Below are 20,838 nucleotides of genomic sequence, written 5' to 3' on the forward strand. Positions count from 1 at the left end.
CTAGCATCCGATATTTAGCAAGCCACCAAAATAGCGATCGCCCAACAATAGAAATTCTTTAATTTTGCATTTTTAGTTCCTTCCCAGTCGGCTAAGCTCCGTGTAGCTGTTGCTCTTCACTTCGCTCAATAGTAGGCTTCAGGCGGCGGGATGTATACACATCGGTATGAGTTGTCTGTCGAATTGGAATTTGAATCACAAACTCAGATCCCTCACCGGGTGCGGAAACACACTTAAGCTGACCGCCGTGTTTTTCCACAATCTGATAGCAAATTGACAATCCTAAGCCGGTACCTTTGCCCACGGGTTTCGTTGTGAAGAAAGGGTCAAACATTTGACGCCGTACTGCTTCCGTCATCCCAATTCCGTTGTCTGCAATCCGGATTGCTACCTGATTTTTGCCTACTAATTCGGTGCGAATCCAAATTGTAGGAGGTTGGTAATTGGTACTTTCTTCCCCATGAGCCATTACCCATGCTTCCTTAGCGATTACCTCTTCGAGGGCATCAATGGCATTACTGAGGATATTCATAAATACCTGGTTGATCTGCCCTCCCAAACACTCCACAGGAGGTAGATTGCCATATTCTTTGATAACTTTAATTCCAGAGCGGGACGCTTTGGCTTCTAGTTGATTTTGTAATATCAGAAGGGTGCTATTTATCCCCTCGTGGATATTCACAAATTTCTGTTGCGCTTCATCCAATCGGGAAAAGTTTCGCAGGGACAGTACCAAATCCCGGATACGGTTGGCTCCCAGCTTCATTGAGCCTAAAAGTTTCGGGAGGTCTGTCTTCAAAAAATCCAGGTCAATTGCCTCGATTTCTGTTTGAATTTCGGGTACTGGCTGAGGATGATGCTTGATATAAAGTTGCAGCAGATTCAGCAAATCTTGGACATATTGACCGGCATAGCTAAGATTGCCATAAATAAAATTAATCGGATTGTTGATTTCGTGAGCAATACCGGCAACCAGCTGCCCCAAACTCGACATTTTTTCGGTTTGAATCAGCTGGGCTTGGGTTTTTTGCAGTTGGTGTAAAGTTTGTTCCAGATGCTCGGCTTGTTTTTGTAGAGATGCAATTAATCGCGTCTTTTGCGCCTCTGATTTCCGCAACGCCACCTCTACTGCGACACGCTCAATAATGTCCTTTTTTAGAAGCGTATTCGCTTGCGCCAACTCGGCAGTTTGTTCCTCTACTTGTCTTTTTAAGTCATCGTGCGCTTGTCGCAATGCCTTTTCAGCTCGTTTGCGCTCGGCAATTTCACAACGCAATTGCTCGTTGCTGTTTTCTAATGCTTTGGTGCGCTCTTCTACCGCCTGCTGCAATACCTCAATGACATTGTACATATCCGCTGGATTCAGCACTTGTAGCAGGCTGGTTTGGGAGACAATGCCGAGTAATTCACCCTGATTGCTAGCAACCACCAGACGCCGCACGCGCCGCCGCTGCATTTCTTGATGGGCAACCCATAGGGAATCTGAGGGTTGCAGACAAAATAAGGGTGTACTCATTACGTCTTTTGCCTGCAATTTCGCCAAGTCCAATTCCATCGCCTGAAACTGCACCACATCTCTCTCAGTGACAATGCCTACCGGAATTGGGAATTGGGAATTAAGCGTCTTTAGTTCCTTATTCTCAATCTGGTTTTCCCTCTGTTCTGTGATGACGACACAGCTGACTAGCTGACTCGCCATGATTTGGGCTAAATCGAGGACAGAAGCAGTTACAGGTGCATGAACGACTTGGGATGTCATAACATCAGCGACGTATCGCAATCGCGTTAGAAGATTAACGGGTTGCAGCGCTTTGCGAATACTATCGTGCGTAACAATTCCTACCACCCTTGCCTTATCGTCAATGATTGGCAGATGGCGAATTCGGTGCTGACGAAATAGGGAAAGGGCAGTGAAAACATCGTGAGCTTCCGATTGTCTGAGGGTAATGGCTGGTTGCGTTACGACATCGACAATTTTGACGTTGATTAGGGAAGCTCTGGCGGCAGTCAGTCTAACGATATCGCGCTCTGTAAAGACTCCAACTAGCTGCGCTCCTTCCATTACCAAAACACAATGACCGGCGGCATCAGCGGTGTCAAAATCGGTCTCCTCTTGTGACAACCAACAGGATGCAGGGTGCGGCAATGCGGCATTCATTCCCTCGCCAGCCCTCCGGCTTCCGTCTTCTGAAGCTGCACTGGTGTCTGTTTGTGTCCATCTAGACAGCTCACAACTACTCCGTAACTGGCTCATTAGCGCCAGAACATCAAGGAGGGGTGTGTCAGGCGCTACAGTCAGAGGCTGACGGTCAATGGCAGGGTCTAGAGATAGGCAAGGTAGCGGCAGGGCGTTGGGCTGCATGGTGAACCCATCCAGTAATATCCACAGGAGTACTGCTGGCAATTGTAAGCTGCGATACAGTCAACCTTGTGCTTATTCTTAGTTTTGTGCAATAAATCATTACTTTATCGCAATAAATATTTATGTATTCTTGAAGAAAAATAAATCGCCAGATAGATGGCTAATTCATAAATTGTCTCTACAACATCAGTACAGTAACCTAAGAGAAAACATCTCCCCTGCCAGAAGGGAGTCCAATTGCTCTTAACTCTTCAGACCTGAGGGATTGAGAGTGTTATTATATTATAGAAGAAGAATAATAAAAAGGCTCCAGCAAAGATTCAAAATCGGGATACCGAGCAAAAACGGGCACATTAAACCCAAATTCGCACTGGTATATTGCAACTGAAAATAATTTACAAATAAGCTTAATTATTAGGTTAAAGGCTAATTGCTAATTTGGCAAAAACTTGTCTTTAATTAGCGATTAGCCATTCGTTATTCAGCCTTAAACAACGCCAGTATTTTGTCAACAATCGCATCACCGGCGCGGGTTTGCAGAATGGAATATGCTAATTCAATGAAAGCAGAATCAGGGCGATTGTCTGTTTTAATCAGTTTGCTAGCGGGATAAAAAGTAATGTCGTTGACACTTCCTTCATTCGTTTTTCCTGTTTGCCAGCCTGCTTGATTCCACGACAGCGATTTCCCACGTAAAGTCAACTGAAACCACTCGATATCATCTTCTCGCAGGTCAATAAACAGATCGAAATAAGGTTCTCCACCCTGATACCATACTCTTTTGACACCATTTCCCTTGGTCAATAACTTCTGCTCGATCCGTCGCAACGAAGCCCCCAGCCCTGCAATCTCATCTCGATCCATAGCCATATCCATTTTTCGCATAGCAGCAAGGTTAATTACGTCACAATCAATCTGGGCGTAGGTTGACAGTTCGTTAGATAAGTAAGGCACGGATTCTCTGTTTAATAGAACATATTGGTGGATACGAGACTTCTGAGCGTGACTCCGGATTGAGATCAGGCTAGAGGCGGCGCAGTGGTCAGCGGGAAAAAGAAACAACCGACTTGTAGGCGCAGGTTTATCCATTTAGTTGGCTAGTTACAAATATTTTGGTTCAACCCGCCCTTACATAACTAACAAACTTCATCGTTTTATCTGTCCTGCCTGAACGGAGAGAATTTGAGAAGAATTCAACCACTGGGCATCGAAGGAACCTAAGTGAGTGGTGGTAATCAGGGTCTGAAAGCGGTCTTGAATGGCATCTAGCAGTTGATTTTGGCGGTTTGGGTCTAACTCGGCTAGAACATCATCAAGCAGCAACAGCGGCGGTTCTCCAACGACTTCTTCAATGAGCTTTAGCTCTGCCAGTTTGAGTGCCAAGACTAGGGTTCGCTGCTGACCTTGGGAGCCATAAATCCTTGCCGGTGTTTGGTTGATGGTAAACTCAACTTCGTCCCGGTGGGGACCGACGAGCGTTGTGCCTTGGTGGTGTTCGGCGACCCGACGCTGTTGGATTTTCTCTAAAAATGCTTGCTGCACCGCTTCGGGGTCGTCCTTCTCTAGAGTGACATTGGGGGCATATTTCAATTCCAGCACTTCGGTACCGCTAATGCTAGCGTGCCAAGCCTGAGCGAGAGGAGCCAGCCGCTTCAGGACTCTGGCTCGACGACGGGTGACGCGAGAACCCGCGATCGCTAATTGGGTATCCCACAACGCCAATTCCGACTCCCGATTCAAGTCGCCAGACTCGGTGGAAATTTCCTCTTGCCTGTTGGCAGAAGGTTGAGCTTTTCTCGCTTCTTGTCTTAATAGGGCGTTGCGCTGTCGTAATACTTGGTTATATTGCTGCAAAATGTGGGCGTAGACGGGTTCCAACTGGGTGAGGATGGAATCTAGCCAGTTGCGACGTTGTTCGGGGGCACCTCGCACCAGATCCAAGTCTAGACTGGAGAATTCTACAGCGTTGAGGACGCCGAGAAAATCCATCTGGCGTCGCAAAGCTTCTTGGTTGATGGCTGCGGTGCGACGCCCTTGAGTGCGGAGGGTTAAAGCCAGATCCACTAAGCCGTTAGCGCGTTCCAGGGTTGCTGTAATTTTACCGTCCGCCGAGCCTTCGCGGATCAGGTCGCGATCGCGCACGGCTCGATGACTTTTGAGGGTTGATAGTAACTCGACTGCTTCCAAAAGATTGGATTTCCCTTGGGCATTATTCCCCACCAAAATTGTCTTAGGAGCCTCGAAATCAACCCCGCAATCCAAGTAGTTGCGAAACTGGCGGAGGTGGAGGGTTTTGAGATACATAGCTAATTGGTCATTGGTGATGGAATGGGTAATGGTTGATTGGTGATTATTTTCAGCCTAGATTCTTCCGATAACCAGTCCCTAATTACCCATTACCCATTACCGATTACCGTCTGCCTTTGTAAAAACGGATAAACAGTTTTTCCATCTCAACCCAAACAAACATTAAGGAACTGAAGGCGATGCAAATACCGAGTTCTGTGAGGCTTAGATAGTGAGTTCCAAAGAAAGAGCGCAGGGGGGGAACGTAGATGAGCATGAGCTGCAACGCCGTGGTAACAACCACCGCTCCCCACAAATACAGGTTGGTGAAGGGATTTAACTCGATCGTCAACCGGGTGTTGGAGCGAACTGCCAAAGCGTGTCCCATTTGAGCGATACACAAGGTGGTAAATACCATCGTTTTCCAGGCATCTTTATTGCCCTGATAGCCTGGTGCATGAGTATAGTTGTAAGCCCATGCCATCAAAGCAATACTGATAATGGCAAAGATAATCCCAATCCGAACCATGTAAGAACCCAGCCCTTGGGCAAAAATACTCTCGCGGGGATTCATGGGAGGACGGAGCATCACGTCTGGTTCTGCGGGTTCTACGGCAAGGGCGAGAGCAGGTAAACCATCAGTAACGAGGTTCATCCAGAGAATCTGTAATGGCGAGAGAGGAACGCCCCCCAAGCCTAAAAGGGGTGCGGCGGCAATAGTCAGCACTTCCCCGATGTTGCTGCCCAGAATGTATTTGATAAAGCGGCGAATATTACTGTAAACTGTCCGCCCTTCTTCGGTGGCGGCGACGATGGTGGCGAAGTTGTCATCCAGTAGCACCATATCGCTGGCTTCTTTACTGACATCGGTGCCGGTAATGCCCATTGCGATGCCGATATCGGCTTGTTTGAGGGCTGGGGCATCGTTGACGCCGTCGCCGGTCATGGCGACGAATCTGCCACGACGCTGGAGGGCTTGCACGATGCGGAGTTTGTGTTCGGGGGCAACGCGGGCGTAGATACTGACTTCGTCAACCAGTTGTTCTAGTTCCTCTGGGCTAAGCTTTTGCAGTTGTTGACCTGTGAGGACGCGATCGCCAACTTTGGCAATTCCCAAATCTTGGGCGATCGCTTGCGCTGTTAGCTGGTGATCGCCAGTAATCATCATGGCTCGAATTCCAGCGGCTTTGCATTTGGCTACTGCATCCCGCACTTCCGGGCGCGGAGCATCATGCATTCCCACTAAACCCAGCCAAACCAATTCTTGCTCGTTGGTTTCCTCCGATCCTTCGGGAGGGACGGCGTTTAAAGGCTTGTAAGCAAATCCCAGCACCCGCAAGCCCTTACTTGCCATCTGGTTATTTTGCTCCAGAATTTGAGTTCGTTGCTCATCGCGCAGAACCTCGCTCTTGTCGCTTATCTGAATTTGCGTACAACGCTCCAAAATTAACTCTGGAGAACCCTTCGTAAACATCAGGTAGCTGCTAGAAAAAGGCGTGTTCTCAATCCAACCTCCCGCCTCGCAGATGGCGCTCATCCGCTTGCGTTCGGAGGAAAAAGGAAACTCGGCAACGCGCGTCATTTGGCGGCTTAGCGGTTCCTTATCAATCCCTCCCTTCCCGGCAAGGACAATTAATGCCCCCTCTGTAGGATCGCCTAAAATCGTCCACTCGTTCTTGTCGTGCTGCAACATCGCGTCGTTACAAAGCACGCAGCCAAGCATTAGGGTTTGCAGATCCCGATACTGTTCTGCTGTTACCTGCCGCTCGTCTAGATAAAATTCTCCGGTGGGAATGTAACCTTCGCCGGTAACGCGGAACGTGTGGCTTGCCGTGTCTACCCGTTGCACCACCATTTTATTTTGGGTGAGGGTGCCGGTTTTATCCGAGCAGATAGTTGTGACGGAACCGAGGGTTTCTACAGCTGGGAGTTTGCGAATCAGTGCGTGGCGGCGTACCATCCGCTGGGTTCCCAGCGCCAACGTCACCGTGATCACTGCTGGCAAGCCTTCTGGCACTACCGCTACTGCCATTGAGAGAGAAACTTCCACCAGTTCTTGCAGGACGCCCCAATCCCAACGTCCTAGGCTGAAGCGGCTTTGGAGCAATCCACCCACTACAACCACAGCCACTAACATCAAAGAACCCGTTACCAGGACGTTGCCCAGCTGAGACATCCGCTGTTGCAGTGGAGTCGGTTCGCTTTCGACGGATTGCAGCATATCGGCAATTTTGCCGAGTTCCGTCTTCATGCCGGTGCCAGTAACGACGACTTTGCCGCGTCCTTGGACGACTTCAGTGCCTTGAAAGACTAAGTTAACGCGATCGCCCAACGCAGTTTCTTCACTCAGATGCACCGTTGCCTGCTTATTCGATGGCTGGGCTTCGCCGGTTAGTGCCGATTCCCGCACTTGCAGATTTGACTCTTCAATCAGACGCCCGTCGGCGGAAATCTGCACCCCTGCTTCTAGGAGCATAATGTCTCCTGGCACGAGATCCTTGCCGTCCACCTCTAGCTGTCTGTCATCGCGGATCACTCGCACTTTCGGAGAGGAAAGCTTTTTGAGGGCGGCAAGTGCTTTTTCGGCGCGGCTTTCCTGGAGGTAGCCCAAGACACCGTTAAGGATAACAATCAACAAAATCGCAATTGTATCCTTGAAGGGAATTTCACCAGGGGCTAATTTTCCGGCTCGTAAATCTACCAGGTCTAGAATCCCGGAAATCAGCGCTACTGCAATCAGCATCAACAACATGATGTTCTTGAACTGATCGAGCAAGATTTCCCAGGTACTTCGACCCGCAGTTTCTTGCAGTTCGTTGGGGCCGTATTGCTGCAACCGCTGTTTGACTTCCTGGGTCGTCAGACCTGCTTCTGCGTCGCTTGCTAGCTGCTCCAGTGTCTTCTCAACTGCTAGAGTATGCCATACACTTGCCAGATCGGGTTTTGAATTTGAAGGAGATGGGGTCACGGGAAATGCTTTAACACCTACTAGCACTTAATCATAGGACTTAAACCCGGTGACTGGGAGGTATTTTAAGGAGTGCTGTAAGATGATTGTGGAACCAAAACCGATATAGCTTTAGGAATCAGGCGAAATTTGGCAGGCGTGTAAGTTGTGATTTCACCATCAGTATTAATCGGGCGAGGTTTCAGTGTCACCACCTCAATTTCCTGTCCTTGAAGACTCCGCACCTCAGACCATTCTGCTTGTTTTCCTTTTAGCATGGCAGGTAGCAAGCGGATCAGCTGCCACCCGTGTTGAATTTCTAAGCTGTACAGATCCAACCGCTGGTCGTCAATGGCAGCATCTTCAGCGATGGTCATGCCACCGCCGTAATATCGCCCGTTTCCTACCGCTATTTGCACGGTTCTCACCTGGATAGATTCGCCATTGAGACGAATTTCTGCAAAAAAAGGTCGCGATCGCCCAATCACCTGGATGGCGGTGACTCCGTAAGCGAGGACTCCCCAACGTTGCTTAATTTCTTTGGTTAGCTGCTGGGTAATTTGCACGCTCAATCCGAGACTGGCAACATTGAAAAAGTGCTTTCCATTGACCCAGCCTAAGTCAATTCGCAGTTCTTTCCCTGTGGCGATTACCTCGCAAGCTTCGGGGAGGGATTGAGGAATCGAAAGGGTTCGCGCTAGGTCGTTGGCTGTTCCTAAGGGCAGGATGCCTAGAGGGAGTTGCGTGTCAATCAGACCCTCGGCGGCGGCATTTAGGGTGCCATCTCCGCCACCGATGATGACGAGATCGACGCGATCGCGGTGGCGACGGATTATTTCTGGTAGATGCTGGGGCTTTTGTGTAGACTCTTCTTGCAGGTCAAAGCCTAGATCCTGCAATTTGGCAATTGCCTCTGATAGACCCTCTTTTCCTCGGCGGGCGTGGCGATTTAGCAGCAACAATGCTCGCCGGTTCATGCTGAGCCTCTTCACATTGATTGTTAATTATATTGACAAACCTTTGATAAAAAGAAATCTACCTGTGGAGGCAAGAGGAATTGAAGCTGGAAGGAGAATCTTGATCCGACCGCCAATCCTAACTTGACAATTTGCCACCTGTAACTTTTATAATTTTCGCTGTGTTCACAGATATCGCTGAAGGACTTGGGCAGTAGCTTGTCCAGTTTTTGTCCAGCTAAATTGACTAGCTCTAGCGAGACTAGCTTGACGAAGACGCGATCGCAATCCTGAATCCGTCACTACTGCTTGCATGGCTTCGGCAATTTCCCCCACATTGTAGGGATTGACCAAAATAGCGACGTCACCAGCGACTTCTGGCAGCGAGGAGAGGTTGGAGGTAATCACGGGAGTGCCACACGCCATTGCTTCTAAAACGGGCAGTCCAAAGCCCTCCCAGAGGCTAGGGAAGACGAGAGCGATCGCTTGATTGATCAGCGTCGGCAATTCCTCGTAAGGAACGTAATCTAAAAATTTTACCTGGTTGGTTATACCAAGCTGTTCCACCTGCGCCATCAAGACAGGTGTATAACGCTTATCCTCAGACCCAGCTATCCATAATTCATAGTCACGACAACTAGATAAAGTAGCAAAAGCGTCAATTAATCGAGCAATATTTTTGTAGGGATCGTGGCGACCGATGTAGAGGAAATAATTGCGCGTAGGAATATCTAGAAAGCGAAAATGTTTGGCGTCATAAGCCAAAAGAATTGGCGTAATTTTTTCTGCTGGAATGCCGAAGAAGTCAATAATATCCTGAGCGGTAGCGCTAGAGTTACAAATAATCTGCTCAGCTTGCGCTAAAACTTGGGGAATGTAGTAGCGGAAGTAGGGTGTTAGGGGAGAAAAGCGTTTGGGAAACCGCAACGGGATGAGATCGTGAACCATTACCACCGATCGACAGCCAGCATACAACGGCGCTTCAGGAACTGGGGAAAATATTAAACTAGATTTTAAGCTTTTATAAATTTGTGGTAGTTTCCACTGCGTCCACAGCAGACGGCGAAAATGCCCTTTTGACCCTTGTGCAGGGGTTAGATTGGGCGGAACTGGATAGCAGCGATAGTTGGGAAAAGTTTGGGCTGTCAGTAAGGTTGGATCGAGAGGCTGTAGATGCGGAAAAAGATTTATGGCATAGGTGCTGATGCCAGTAGGTTGGGAAAAAATGAAAGATAGATTGATGAGCAAGTGATTGAATAGGGAATTTTCTAAATTGCTCATGTCAACAATGACTTATATGCCTTAAGCGTTTCCTGTGCCGTTCTTTCCCAAGAAAATAGTTTAGCTCTTTCTTTACCCTTCTGAATTAATTCACTACGAAGCTGAGAATCACCAATTACTTTCAAAATTGCATCTGCCAAGCTAGTCGGATCGTCAGGATCAATGAAAAGGGCTGCATCTCCTGCCACCTCTGGCAGTGAGGAAGTATTAGATGTGATAACAGGTGCGCCTAGCGTCATTGCTTCCAATACAGGCAGACCAAACCCTTCATAGTAGGAAGGATATACAAAAGCGTCAGCCTTGGAGTAAAACACAGCAACCAGATCATCTGATAAATAGTCAAGGTGATGAATTTGGCTTTTCCAAGGTGAGTCTTCAATGGCAGAAAATATTTTTTTGTAATGCCATCCCTTTTGACCAATTAAAACCAATTGATGCTCTATTTTGTATTTTTGCTTCAATAAATTAAATGCAGTAATCAAATTATTAATGTTTTTTCTTGGCTCAAGTGTACTTACAAATAGCAAGTATGGTTTTGAGAAATCATATCCAATAGATGCCTCTATTTGATGCGCTAGTTCTTCAGATAAATATCCGGAATGGTAGCGACTAGCCAGCGGAGTCACATAAATCCGTTGAGGATCTACACCCAAATACTCAACGATATCTTTTTTAGAGCTTTCTGAAATTGTCAGCACTAAATCTGTCCATTGCAAGCATTTTTTTACTCGTTTATTGTATGTTTTGACAACAGAGTTAGTATAATCTGGAAATTTAATAAAGGTTAAATCATAAATATTCATAATTTTTAGAGTATTTCTACAGGGATAAACACAATAATTTGTACCTTGTAATATATCTGGTTCATCCAGGTAATTTTCAAAGTATTTAGATACCATCCAATTCGAGGGTATAGACAATACAATATCTGAAATCCTGACTGGTATAGGGACTATATGAAACTGAGAATCTATATTCAGAGATTTAGGAGGACATATATTTCTGCGTAGCCAATTTTTTAAGCCAGGTTGGTAAGCAATACTCAACTGAAAGTTTTCTTTAACCTGTAATGGATGGAGGGAGCGAATTAAGTTACTGACATAAAGACCGACCCCGCTAGCATTTGGCTGTATGGGTGTTGCATCAATTGTGATTTTTAGCATTCAGGTTAAATTATATAGATTCTTTCATAAATGCTTACTAAAATTTAGTTGTAAACCATTCATAAACTATATCGGTAACGGGTTCTTGCTCCAAATTTATCCACATGGGTAAACGAACCAGCCGTTCACTTGCGGTATCTGTTACCTTCAAGTTTCCATGAGCTTTTCCATATTTTTTACCTGCTGGGGATGAGTGCAAGGGAATATAATGAAATACTGCTCCAATTTTTTTATGTTTGAGATATTCCAGCAGTTCTGTTCTATGTTCTCCATTCTGGAGTAACAGGTAATACAAATGTCCATTTTGTTGGCAATTCTTAGGTATTATGGGGCGTCTGAGGATGCCTTCTTCCTCTAAGTTTAAAAACCTTTTGTGGTAGTTTTCCCAGATTCTTAATCGATTCTGGGTAATATCTTCTGCTGATTCTAGTTGAGCCAACAGGAATGCAGCAACAAGTTCACTAGGTAAGTATGAAGAACCAATATCCACCCATGTATATTTGTCTATCTGCCCTCTAAAAAACTTGCTGCGGTTTGTACCTTTTTCACGGATAATCTCAGCCCGTTCAATTAATTTAGAATCATTAATTAATAAAGCTCCCCCTTCGCCAGAAATTAAATTTTTAGTTTCGTGAAAGCTTAGAGCAGCCAGATGTCCAATACTACCCAGAGGTCGCTCCTTGTATTTAGACATTATCCCTTGAGCAGCATCTTCAATTACTAGAAGATTGTATTTGTCTGCCAGTGCCATAATGACATCCATCTCGCAACCCACACCTGCATAATGAACTGGAACAATGGCTTTAGTATTGGGTGTAATAGCAGCTTCTATCTGAGACTCATCAATATTGAGAGTATCTAGGCGAATGTCTACGAAAACTGGCACAGCACCACGCAATACAAAAGCATTAGCAGTGGATACAAATGTGTAAGATGGCATAATTACTTCATCCCCTGGCTGGATGTCTGCAAGAATTGCTGCCATCTCTAATGCTGCCGTACAAGAATGAGTTAACAATGCTTTGTAACAGCCAATTTCTGACTCTAACCAAGCATGGCATTTTTTAGTAAATTCACCGTCTCCAGAAAGATGCTGGTTCTTAATGGCTTGAGCTATGTACTCAAGTTCGCGACCCGTAGCAAAAGGAACATTAAAAGGAACTTTATTAATATTCACGGCTTTTATAAAATCGCTGACTAAATTTACTACTTAAAATTTAATAACCCCCTGTTTGCGTTACATACATTAAATATACTAACCCATTAATAGAATGAAATCCAAAAATTAATAAACAAAGAAAAAACTTGGTTCTTAATTTATGGAGAATACTGGCAAAGTAAAAATCATCTAAATTTTGTTGTTTAAATAAAAATGAAATTGAATAAACAAAAAGTATAAATAAAGTAATCTGTCCCCCCCACAAAAAGTTACCAGCATACATCCTACTTGATTCTCCTAAAAAGTAAATATAAAAAATGGAGACTAAGAATATTAACCAAGCTAAGTTAAGGCTAAACTCATTTTTAGCTTTTTCCCAAAATAAAATATAAACAGATAATGGGAAAAGAATCGACATTATAAAATCATATAAAAGACTGGTAGAGTAAAAACTCATCACCGTAAAAGGGGCGAAAATAATACTACTTCTTCCTCCTTTTATAAAAGTTGGATCGTTGAGGTATGTCAAGCTGAACTGCCATCCAAGAACTATGAGTGCTGGAAAACACAAACTCCAAATTATTGACATCCAATTTATAAGCTTATTCATGTATAATTTATATATTATTACAAAGAATACGGCTGGTATCAGACAAATAATATAATTTGGCTTTGTTATTAAGGACAGTATTGTAAGAAAAAACAAACTTAAATTTAATTTCTTAGAATAGTATGTTGGGTGCTTAAAAATTTTAGTTATTGTATTCAAAATCAATAGGCATATCGGTTTAGCAAGCAGAGTCGTGGCACTATGATACATAGTTATACCTATATACCCAAGATAAAGCCTAGGGTATGTAAATAAACTAATAGGTGTAATAATCATCAAAGCCAAAGTTATCGGTATTGAGTAAAATTCCTTTTTATAAAAATGAGAAAAAGGAATCGTTTGGCGAATATTATATTCAGTAATTATGGCTAAAATCCAACAAGCACATATAGGAATAACATAGTATCCGGCAATATTAAAACTAATGAAAGGAGCAAGTTTATGTATGGTAATAACGAGTAATTGATATAAAAAATGGGGAGTCCCAATAAATTTTCCTTGTGCCATTTTTTGAGCTAATTCAATATGGAAAGTATAAGTTTCTGTTGGATCAGCTGGGTAGAGGCGAGAAAGAGGTAAGCCCCAGAGTACAGTAACTCCGATAAGTAGAATGATTGTTGTAATTAAGTTGCTTTTTTTCACTTTTTTTCACTTCTTGGCAATTAACAGTAGAGAGCCGCCAAATGGAAATGACAAACCTAGACGGATTGCTGCACGTTCAAAATCAAGCACTTTTCCTAAAATAGAATTGGCTAAACCGCTTATTCTCAGTTCGGCCAAAGGATCGTAGTCTGGCTTAGGTCGTTGCTGCTGCGATCGCGAGAGAAACATGAGGGGTAGGAGGAGTGAGACAAAAGATGTCATTCTCACAATTTTAAACCCAGCCCGTTGTACTTTTGTTTTTAAATCTTGAGCGCGATATCGGCGTACATGGTGAGCATAATCGTCGGCTTGGCTCCATAGCCAAGGATGCTGTGGAACTGTTAGGATAATTCCCCCTTCTGCTTTTGTTGCTCTATACATTTCAGCTAGAACTCTCCGATCTTCTTTAATATGTTCCAGCACGTCAAAAGCACCGATAATATCAAATTCGCGCTCGAAGGGAATTTTACAAGCATCCATCTGGAATAACTCAGCTTTAGAAAGCCGCTGGGCGGCCAAAGCTAAGCCTGTGCTGAATATTTCACTTCCATACAAGGTTAGCCTAGGGAATGCTTCCTCAATACCAGATAAAACAAAACCAGTTCCACAACCAATTTCTAAAAGGGTTTGAGCTTGGGGAAAGTAGCACTGTAGTGCCCAAAGGAGCAAGCGGTTGCGGGAACAAAACCAAAAATTCTTGGCTTCTAGAGTGGCTAACTGGGAAAAAAAACTAGGCTCGTAATTATCATTTATTTTGGCAAATTCAGGTGCAAATGATAGATAGCCCTCAATTCGTTTAGGTTTACAAGAACATGAAGGACATGCCCAGTTCAAGCTATCAAATCGCGTGCTACACTTGCTACAAATTTTCATTTTAATTTAGTAAATTAGTATTATTTCACTAAGATATGGTAAACATCGACTGTATTCCTAAACTTAAATCCCAGTGAAGAGTAGAGATTAAGAACTGAAATATTAGAAGCTGAAATTGAGCTTGTCAGTTCCTGATATCCGTGGCTAAATAGTTCTTGACAAGCAACGCTCCAAAAGTACTTAGCCATTCCTCTGCCCCTATATTCTTCACTTAACGCATGAAGGACGATTTTATTTTTAACACATCCCCAAAATCCAGCTATCCGACCATCGGACATCAGTCCAAAAACATTTTGAGAGTTACAAAGTTCTTTAAGCCATAAATCATATCTAAGATCGGCTTGATTCCGATCTAAATTAAAATCTTTATGAAATCGACCATGAGTAAAAGCTCCATGAGAGATTTTAGTTAAATCGTCTATAGAGACTAACTTAGAAATTTGAATTCCTGGTTTTACATATTCCACAAAGCTATTGGGGTTGCAGTAGGGTTCAATTAAGGTATCACAGTAATAAAAACCATACTCATGTAAAACTTTTTTAGAGGAAAGTGGATCGATTTTTACAGTGTAATGTCCGGGTTGGATCGCCTTAAAAACCGACTTAAATACTTCTTCTGATTTATAAACAATTTCAAAGGTATCGAAGCCAAATACTCTGCTATCCCAAGGAGTCTGCAAAATATACTCAGAAATGTCCATTATTTACACCTTGTGTTTGCTTTGGCTCAGCTAGGCTTTTTAAAGTTGAAGGGGTAAATGTAGAATTTCTGATTAGATATAAAGGTCTTTTCTTAGCTTCATCAAAACTTTTCCCTAAGTAGATGCCAATAATGCCAAGATTAGAAATAATAATTCCGCCTAGGAAATACAAAGAAACAATAAGGCTACTCCAACCCGTAACAACTGAACCATAAATTGCTGCATTTATAAAAATATAAGCTCCATATAAAAAAGCAAAAACCGATATCATAAAGCCCAACCTAATAGATAACCGGAGTGGTTTATCAGAATAAGCAATTGTAGTTTCAGATGCTAATTTCCAAAGCTTGCGAAACGTGTATGTACTTTTCCCAGTTAGGCGAGAATCATGCGTTACATCAATGCTGGCAGTCGGGAAACCCATCCAGTCTACCAAACCACCAAAGAATCTCAGTTGTTCGCGCATAAGACGAAAACTTTCTAAAACTTTCCGCGAAATCATGCGGAAGTTACCAACTTGAGCATCATATTTGATATCTGCAAGGTAGCTGAATATTTTATAAAATAGCCTCGAAGTCAGGCGCTTCAGAATTGGATCTTTTCGCTTACCTCTTCGAGCAAGCACTACATCATAACCTTCTTGTGCTTTGGCGTAAAATCGGGGGATTTCTTCAGGACGATCCTGCAAATCACAGTCCATCACCACCACCCAGTCACCATCACAATGATCTAAACCAGCTGTAATTCCGTAATGTTGTCCAAAATTGCGACTGAACTGAATTCCCTTAACTCGCCGATCCTGATGGGCTAACTCCAGAATGATCTCCCAGGAGCGATCGCCCCCACAGTCCTCTACCAAAATTATCTCAAAATCTTCTGAAATTGTTTCTAAAGAATCTTTTAGACGTTTATAGAGTTCATGCAAACACTTCTCAGCTTTATAAACAGGAATAACCACAGATATGTGAGGCATAATTTTTGACCTAATCTCAGATGTCGTGCAAAATTTTATTATCATTTAACAACATGAGATTGTTGGCTTCATTGAATGAATTGAAAGTTCCTGCATCCATCCAGCGTCCATTCACAAAACTAAACTGCAACTGACCCTGTTTTAAATAAAGTTCGTTAATAGCAGTAATTTCCAGTTCTCCTCGCTCGGACGGCTGAACCTTACGTATCAAATTAAACACTTGGCTATCGTACATATAACAACCGACAACAGCATAGTTGGTCTTGGGTTCTGTAGGTTTTTCCTCAATCTTAATAATTTGCTTTTCATCAAGAGCTGCGATCGCAAATCGTTCTGGATCTCCCACTTCCTTGAGGAGAACTCTAGCTCCCTCAGGTTGTTCCGCAAAAGCTTCAACGTGCTGACGGATAGAATACTCGAAAATATTATCACCTAATAGCACAACTATTTTTTTTCCTTGTGCAAATTGCTCCCCAAGGGATAAAGCGTCAGCAATGCCTGCTGCTTCTTCTTGCACTCGGTATGTAAATTCACAGGCAAATCGTTTTCCCGATCCTAAAGAATTCACAACATCCCCCATATGGTTGGTGGAAGTCACTATCAAAATATCTGTGATACCTGAACTTGCTAGTTGTTTAACTGAATGCCAGATCATGGGTTCTTTCCCAACTGGCAACAAGTGCTTATTAGTGACTTCCGTCAAGGGGGCAAGACGTGTTCCTTTACCACCAGCAAGAATGATTCCTTTCACGCTAATCTCTGTAGTTTTTGAATAAGAAACTAATTCAAGCATTGAGGATTTTCTGTTATAAGCGGAGATAAAACTGAAACTGACGAAGTTTTGCTTTTGTTAAGGTTGCACCTGAAAACTACCTTGTAAGATTGCGATAACCCGCTAGAGTACCATAATGCGAACTTTCCAGGACAAAAATTTGTTTCCAGTTCGGATCGTTACGTATGTGGTCTGCTATATATTTAGCCACTAAACGGCTTTTTCGACTAGGAATCGCTTGCCACTGAGTATTTTTATTTTTATCCGCCTGCCTTGGGTCATCAAACACTACAGCAATGTCAGCCCTTTTAGTAGTATCAGCGTAAACACGCTCGCTTAGTTTGTTTTCAGGCAGGTTAGGATAGAAGCCCAACCAGTATGATTCATGAACCGTGAAAAGGTCATTAGCTGGTGAGGGTAACTTACCGTAGCGGTAGAACGTTTCCATAGTTGGTATATAGATATATTCATCAAAGTAAGTACACCAAACTACTAAGTTGCCCTGTTTGGACAATTCTTGAGCTAGAGCCACGTCCAGCGCTTTTAGATCCCGATGCTCAGGAGAAGGATGGGTTGCTAGCTGGTAGTTATCTAAAGCTGCACGTCCTCCCACCAAAAGCGCTATGGCAATTAATATAACTGAAAGTTGTGACAGGACTCGACCGCTCGCTCCCTGCTGGCTTATTGCCACAGGTGAGACAGCTGCAAAGAAGAGCAGGGGTAATGCATACATTGTTGACTGCCCTCCCTCACCTACACGCAGTACAACTACCAAGAACAAAATAACCGCACTGGCACACCAAACTGAAATTACTAAGCTTTTCCAGTTCTGGGTAATATCTTTGCGAAACCACACTAGGTTAATTCCACAAATTGTAAACAGCATCAAAGCTCCAGGAAGCCCAAACAGGTAGTCTACTAAAAAGTGGATTACAAAATTAGCTGATGAGAGCAAGTCCTGATTTAATGCATAGCCATAGACCGTGTAATACTCTATGTTGCTGTTAAAATGGGCAATCAAGAAGTACCCAGCTAATAGGGCAGCCGTGACACAGATAACACCAAGTGGCAACAAGATTGTCTTCACTAGGTCGCCCTCTCGCCGCCATCGTTGGATAAGGTAGACAGCCAAGACAGGTACACAGATGAAAACGACGTAGGCGGCTGCTATGTAGCGGCTGAGAGTAGCAAAGGAGCCTAGAGTTGCAAACGCTACCAGCCATTTCAAACTCTGCGCGCCGGACGAATTTAACAGGCACAAAACTGCCCCTCCAACCAGGAAAGCAGCTGGCAGGTCTAACCAGTAAGCACCTAAGCCAAGTCTCGGATGAAACATCACCGGAGTAGCACAGAACAAAAACATACAGGCGATCGCGTAGGGAGTGCAACCAGTTCGACGGTGAACTGTCCAACCAAGCAGCCCTAAAAAAATGAAGAGCATTGGCAGGGCAGTAGCCACATGACCTACATTACTAGCTAGCAAATCAGGAGCAAAAAGGATCAGCGGCACTGTCCGTAACGGATGTCTCCCGTTGCCCAGCCATTCTTGTATAGCTAACGCAAGACGCCCCTCATTTGCTACGCGGACGTGCAGACGAGCATTCTGTAGAGAGTAGGAGATAGGGTCGTAGAAGTAAGAATAGTTTTCAAAGTAAGCATGCTCAATCCTGATAGTGAGAAACCCCATGACGCTGGTTAGGAAAAAAGCGCACAAAAAGATTACAAAGACTGGAGTCTTTAGCCAATTTCTTATCCTGCTCATTTGATTAGCTCCTTACTAGGATTATTGCTTGTTTAGTTCTCCTAAGACTCTATAGGGTTGCATCTATCTAGATAAAACCTAGAGTTATTTACTTCCTTTTACCGAAACATCCACTCATCCAGTGCCAGGTTGTCGAGGATTTGAATTTGATGTTCGATTACCATCCACCAAAAACGCTTGTAAGATGCAAACGCTTCTGGATGAATCTTTGGGTTAACCTTAAAAAAATGTTCATTATTATAATTAAGCATTTCTGTTTCTTCAATATATTTACCTAAGTACATTTTGTGCAGTTTACCTATTTCAGGTAATCCGTGTGAATGCCAGCGATCACCAGTTTTCTGAGCAGAATAATATCTAAAAAGACCAAAAACATCTTCTACAGACAAGAATTTAGCACCAAACTTCAGAAATCGCAACAACAGCTCATAATCCATTGCGAAGTCAAATTCTTCATTGATATATGCGCCTGCTTTCTCAAATATTCTTCTTGTCCAAAAAGTGCATTCTTGAGGAATATAATCACTCAAATAAAAATCACGCTCAGAAAATGGTCTATAAGGGTGAAAGCTTAAGAACTTACCAAACTCATCAATAACATTTCTTTGACCATAAATCACATCAAATTCTTTATATTCATTCAAATATTCCACAGCTTTAGAAACAACATTTTTAGCCGCATAACAATCATCAGAATTAAGATAGGCAAGTATCTCCCCAGCACATAATCTAAATCCTTTATTCAGAGCATCAGTCTGACCTTTGTCAGCTTCAATAATTATCCTATTTATACGGTGTTCGTACTTGCGAATGATGTCCGGGGTTTCATCGGTAGACAAACCGTCAACTATAATATATTCCAAGTTTGGATAATCTTGGCATAAAACACTCAGAACAGTCTTCTCTATGAACTTACCCTGATTGTATGAGGGAGTAACAATACTAACTTTAGGATATGAATTATTCTTGATTATCTCGCTCAATTTTTAGACCTTCTATACTCTGATGGATTTTGTTTAATTCGTCGGTAATCTCATCGTTTAATTTTTCACGACTCCATTCATGCTTAGTTTCAGCAATTAGCTTATACATATTTATCATTTGATCTGCTACTTGTTGAGACAGCTTAACTTGTAACTCCAAATAAACCTGATTGATACGATGTAATTCTTGAGTTAAGTTTTGGTTTTTTTGAGTTTGGCTGATGCGCTCAATTTCAATTCTCTGTTCGATTTCTTGAAGTATCTCGTTCTTAAGACGATTGTAAAGAGGACTCGTCAAAAACTTATAAATAGATTTGATAGTACCTTTAGTCACCTTCACTGTTCTATTCCCACCCAATACAGGATTAGCCCCAACCCACCAACTAACAAGCGTCACTAATGCACGGGGTGGAATCCGCGTTTTCCAGTGCCAAAATGCCCATAGGGTAGTAAAAACTAATTCTTTGACAAATTGCTTATTTTGAACAGGATCGGTTCTATCCAATCCTTTGGTTTCTTCAATTTTGGCATGTGCATATCCAAAAATCCAATTAGTCGGAACAAAGCCAAACTCCCGACGGATCATATCGTTAATTTCTGTACAAACTGCGAGCCTTTGACCAAGAGTTTTGTTAGTTTTATAGAGCCGTGATCCAGCTAATTTTGTTTGCAAATAATAAAAGTCTACCTGCTTACCATAACGCAGCCACAGTTCGTAATCCATGCAGTAATTTAAGGAAGCATCCAAATTCCCATACTTTTCTACTAAACTACGTCGAAAGAATACCGCTGGCTGACAAAGGTAACAAGTCTCAAGCAAACGTTCATAATTCCAAGGTTCAGTGGGATAAGAATTTATTATCTCGTCTTTTTCATCAATATGGTCAGCATCGCCATATATAATCTGAACGGTGGGATTAGCTTCAAATATTATTTTGACTGCCTCGAAAGCTCCAGGGTAGTAGACATCATCAGAATTAATCCAGGCAATAATATCACCTGTTGTCATAGCGATCGCTTTGTTCACTGCATCAGCCTGACCCTTATCTGGTTCTGATACCCAACGAATTTTGTCATCATAGAATTTTAAGATTTCTATTGTCTCATCCTTGCTACCTCCATCACAGATAACGTATTCTATATCTGTGATTCCTTGCGCCAAAACACTCTGGATGGTACGCTCAATGAACCGACCTTGACAAAATGAGGGGGTAACAACGCTGAATCGTAAACTCACAGGCTACTTCCTGATACAAAACTAAAGACTAGGACTGAGGGAAATGAAATTTTCATTTTTCGTTGTGCGTGAAGCGCATTAGAGTCTGTGTTATATTTGTTATGCTTGAACACGCAATTACATTAGTTAGA

At 43.2% G+C, this 20,838-nt stretch carries 16 protein-coding genes; all 16 read right to left on the minus strand.

What is annotated here, in order from left to right; all coding sequences use genetic code 11:
* Window positions 1–91: 91 nt before the first annotated feature.
* The 16 genes from ACFW2W_RS22470 to ACFW2W_RS22545 all read right to left on the minus strand — a co-directional run bounded on the left by ACFW2W_RS22470 (window position 92) and on the right by ACFW2W_RS22545 (window position 20,707).
* A complete protein-coding gene (locus ACFW2W_RS22470; protein ID WP_378183535.1) occupies window positions 92–2,404 on the minus strand; it encodes a CBS domain-containing protein in 2,313 nt (770 codons plus the stop codon).
* A 435-nt stretch (window positions 2,405–2,839) separates the two neighbouring features.
* Window positions 2,840–3,316, minus strand: a complete 477-nt coding sequence (locus ACFW2W_RS22475; protein WP_378183538.1) for a hypothetical protein — start codon at window positions 3,314–3,316, stop codon at window positions 2,840–2,842.
* Window positions 3,317–3,508: 192 nt separating this feature from the next.
* On the minus strand, window positions 3,509–4,666 hold the full coding sequence (recF, locus tag ACFW2W_RS22480) for a DNA replication/repair protein RecF (protein ID WP_378183541.1): 1,158 nt from the start codon (window positions 4,664–4,666) through the stop codon (window positions 3,509–3,511).
* Window positions 4,667–4,772: 106 nt separating this feature from the next.
* A complete protein-coding gene (locus tag ACFW2W_RS22485; protein WP_378183545.1) occupies window positions 4,773–7,616 on the minus strand; it encodes a cation-translocating P-type ATPase in 2,844 nt (947 codons plus the stop codon).
* A gap of 65 nt (window positions 7,617–7,681) precedes the next feature.
* Window positions 7,682–8,572 (minus strand): lipid kinase, encoded by an 891-nt coding sequence (locus tag ACFW2W_RS22490; protein WP_378183548.1) that lies wholly within the window; start codon window positions 8,570–8,572, stop codon window positions 7,682–7,684.
* Window positions 8,573–8,737: 165 nt separating this feature from the next.
* Window positions 8,738–9,832, minus strand: coding sequence for a glycosyltransferase family 4 protein (locus ACFW2W_RS22495; protein ID WP_378183552.1), 1,095 nt, complete (start codon window positions 9,830–9,832; stop codon window positions 8,738–8,740).
* Entirely contained in the window at window positions 9,829–10,995 is a 1,167-nt protein-coding gene (locus tag ACFW2W_RS22500) for a glycosyltransferase family 4 protein (protein WP_378183555.1), read from the minus strand. The genes ACFW2W_RS22495 and ACFW2W_RS22500 overlap by 4 nt, the downstream gene beginning before the upstream one ends.
* Before the next feature lie 37 nt (window positions 10,996–11,032).
* Window positions 11,033–12,166, minus strand: a complete 1,134-nt coding sequence (rffA, locus tag ACFW2W_RS22505) for a dTDP-4-amino-4,6-dideoxygalactose transaminase (RefSeq protein ID WP_378184032.1) — start codon at window positions 12,164–12,166, stop codon at window positions 11,033–11,035.
* 46 nt (window positions 12,167–12,212) lie between these two features.
* Window positions 12,213–13,406 carry a hypothetical protein gene (locus ACFW2W_RS22510; RefSeq protein WP_378183558.1) on the minus strand — a complete coding sequence of 398 codons (1,194 nt, stop codon included), beginning with the start codon at window positions 13,404–13,406 and terminating at the stop codon, window positions 12,213–12,215.
* 6 nt (window positions 13,407–13,412) lie between these two features.
* Entirely contained in the window at window positions 13,413–14,279 is an 867-nt protein-coding gene (locus ACFW2W_RS22515) for a class I SAM-dependent methyltransferase (protein ID WP_378183561.1), read from the minus strand.
* A gap of 20 nt (window positions 14,280–14,299) precedes the next feature.
* The gene (locus tag ACFW2W_RS22520; RefSeq protein ID WP_378183564.1) at window positions 14,300–14,980 is read right to left on the minus strand and encodes a GNAT family N-acetyltransferase; all 681 of its coding nucleotides are present in this window, start codon (window positions 14,978–14,980) and stop codon (window positions 14,300–14,302) included.
* Window positions 14,967–15,953 carry a glycosyltransferase family 2 protein gene (locus ACFW2W_RS22525; RefSeq protein WP_378183567.1) on the minus strand — a complete coding sequence of 329 codons (987 nt, stop codon included), beginning with the start codon at window positions 15,951–15,953 and terminating at the stop codon, window positions 14,967–14,969. Before ACFW2W_RS22525 ends, ACFW2W_RS22520 begins: the two co-directional genes overlap by 14 nt.
* A 16-nt stretch (window positions 15,954–15,969) precedes the next feature.
* Window positions 15,970–16,704, minus strand: coding sequence for a sugar phosphate nucleotidyltransferase (locus tag ACFW2W_RS22530; protein ID WP_378184034.1), 735 nt, complete (start codon window positions 16,702–16,704; stop codon window positions 15,970–15,972).
* Window positions 16,705–16,822: 118 nt separating this feature from the next.
* Window positions 16,823–18,487 (minus strand): hypothetical protein, encoded by a 1,665-nt coding sequence (locus ACFW2W_RS22535; protein WP_378183570.1) that lies wholly within the window; start codon window positions 18,485–18,487, stop codon window positions 16,823–16,825.
* 98 nt (window positions 18,488–18,585) lie between these two features.
* Window positions 18,586–19,470 (minus strand): glycosyltransferase family 2 protein, encoded by an 885-nt coding sequence (locus ACFW2W_RS22540; protein ID WP_378183573.1) that lies wholly within the window; start codon window positions 19,468–19,470, stop codon window positions 18,586–18,588.
* Window positions 19,448–20,707: a glycosyltransferase family 2 protein gene (locus tag ACFW2W_RS22545; protein ID WP_378183576.1), complete on the minus strand. Its 1,260-nt coding sequence runs from the start codon at window positions 20,705–20,707 to the stop codon at window positions 19,448–19,450. Before ACFW2W_RS22545 ends, ACFW2W_RS22540 begins: the two co-directional genes overlap by 23 nt.
* Window positions 20,708–20,838 lie beyond the last annotated feature (131 nt).

It is taken from the genome of Coleofasciculus sp. H7-2 (assembly GCF_042747725.1).
Lineage (GTDB): Bacteria > Cyanobacteriota > Cyanobacteriia > Cyanobacteriales > FACHB-T130 > FACHB-T130.

What these genes read in the sequence shown, in the direction of transcription:
- ACFW2W_RS22535 (WP_378183570.1), bottom strand. Translation starts at nt 18,487, where the DNA reads ATGAGCAGGATAAGAAATTGGCTAAAGACTCCAGTCTTTGTAATCTTT.
- recF (WP_378183541.1), bottom strand. Translation starts at nt 4,666, where the DNA reads ATGTATCTCAAAACCCTCCACCTCCGCCAGTTTCGCAACTACTTGGAT.
- ACFW2W_RS22495 (WP_378183552.1), bottom strand. Translation starts at nt 9,832, where the DNA reads ATGAGCAATTTAGAAAATTCCCTATTCAATCACTTGCTCATCAATCTA.
- ACFW2W_RS22490 (WP_378183548.1), bottom strand. Translation starts at nt 8,572, where the DNA reads ATGAACCGGCGAGCATTGTTGCTGCTAAATCGCCACGCCCGCCGAGGA.
- ACFW2W_RS22500 (WP_378183555.1), bottom strand. Translation starts at nt 10,995, where the DNA reads ATGCTAAAAATCACAATTGATGCAACACCCATACAGCCAAATGCTAGC.
- ACFW2W_RS22525 (WP_378183567.1), bottom strand. Translation starts at nt 15,953, where the DNA reads ATGCCTCACATATCTGTGGTTATTCCTGTTTATAAAGCTGAGAAGTGT.
- ACFW2W_RS22520 (WP_378183564.1), bottom strand. Translation starts at nt 14,980, where the DNA reads ATGGACATTTCTGAGTATATTTTGCAGACTCCTTGGGATAGCAGAGTA.
- ACFW2W_RS22515 (WP_378183561.1), bottom strand. Translation starts at nt 14,279, where the DNA reads ATGAAAATTTGTAGCAAGTGTAGCACGCGATTTGATAGCTTGAACTGG.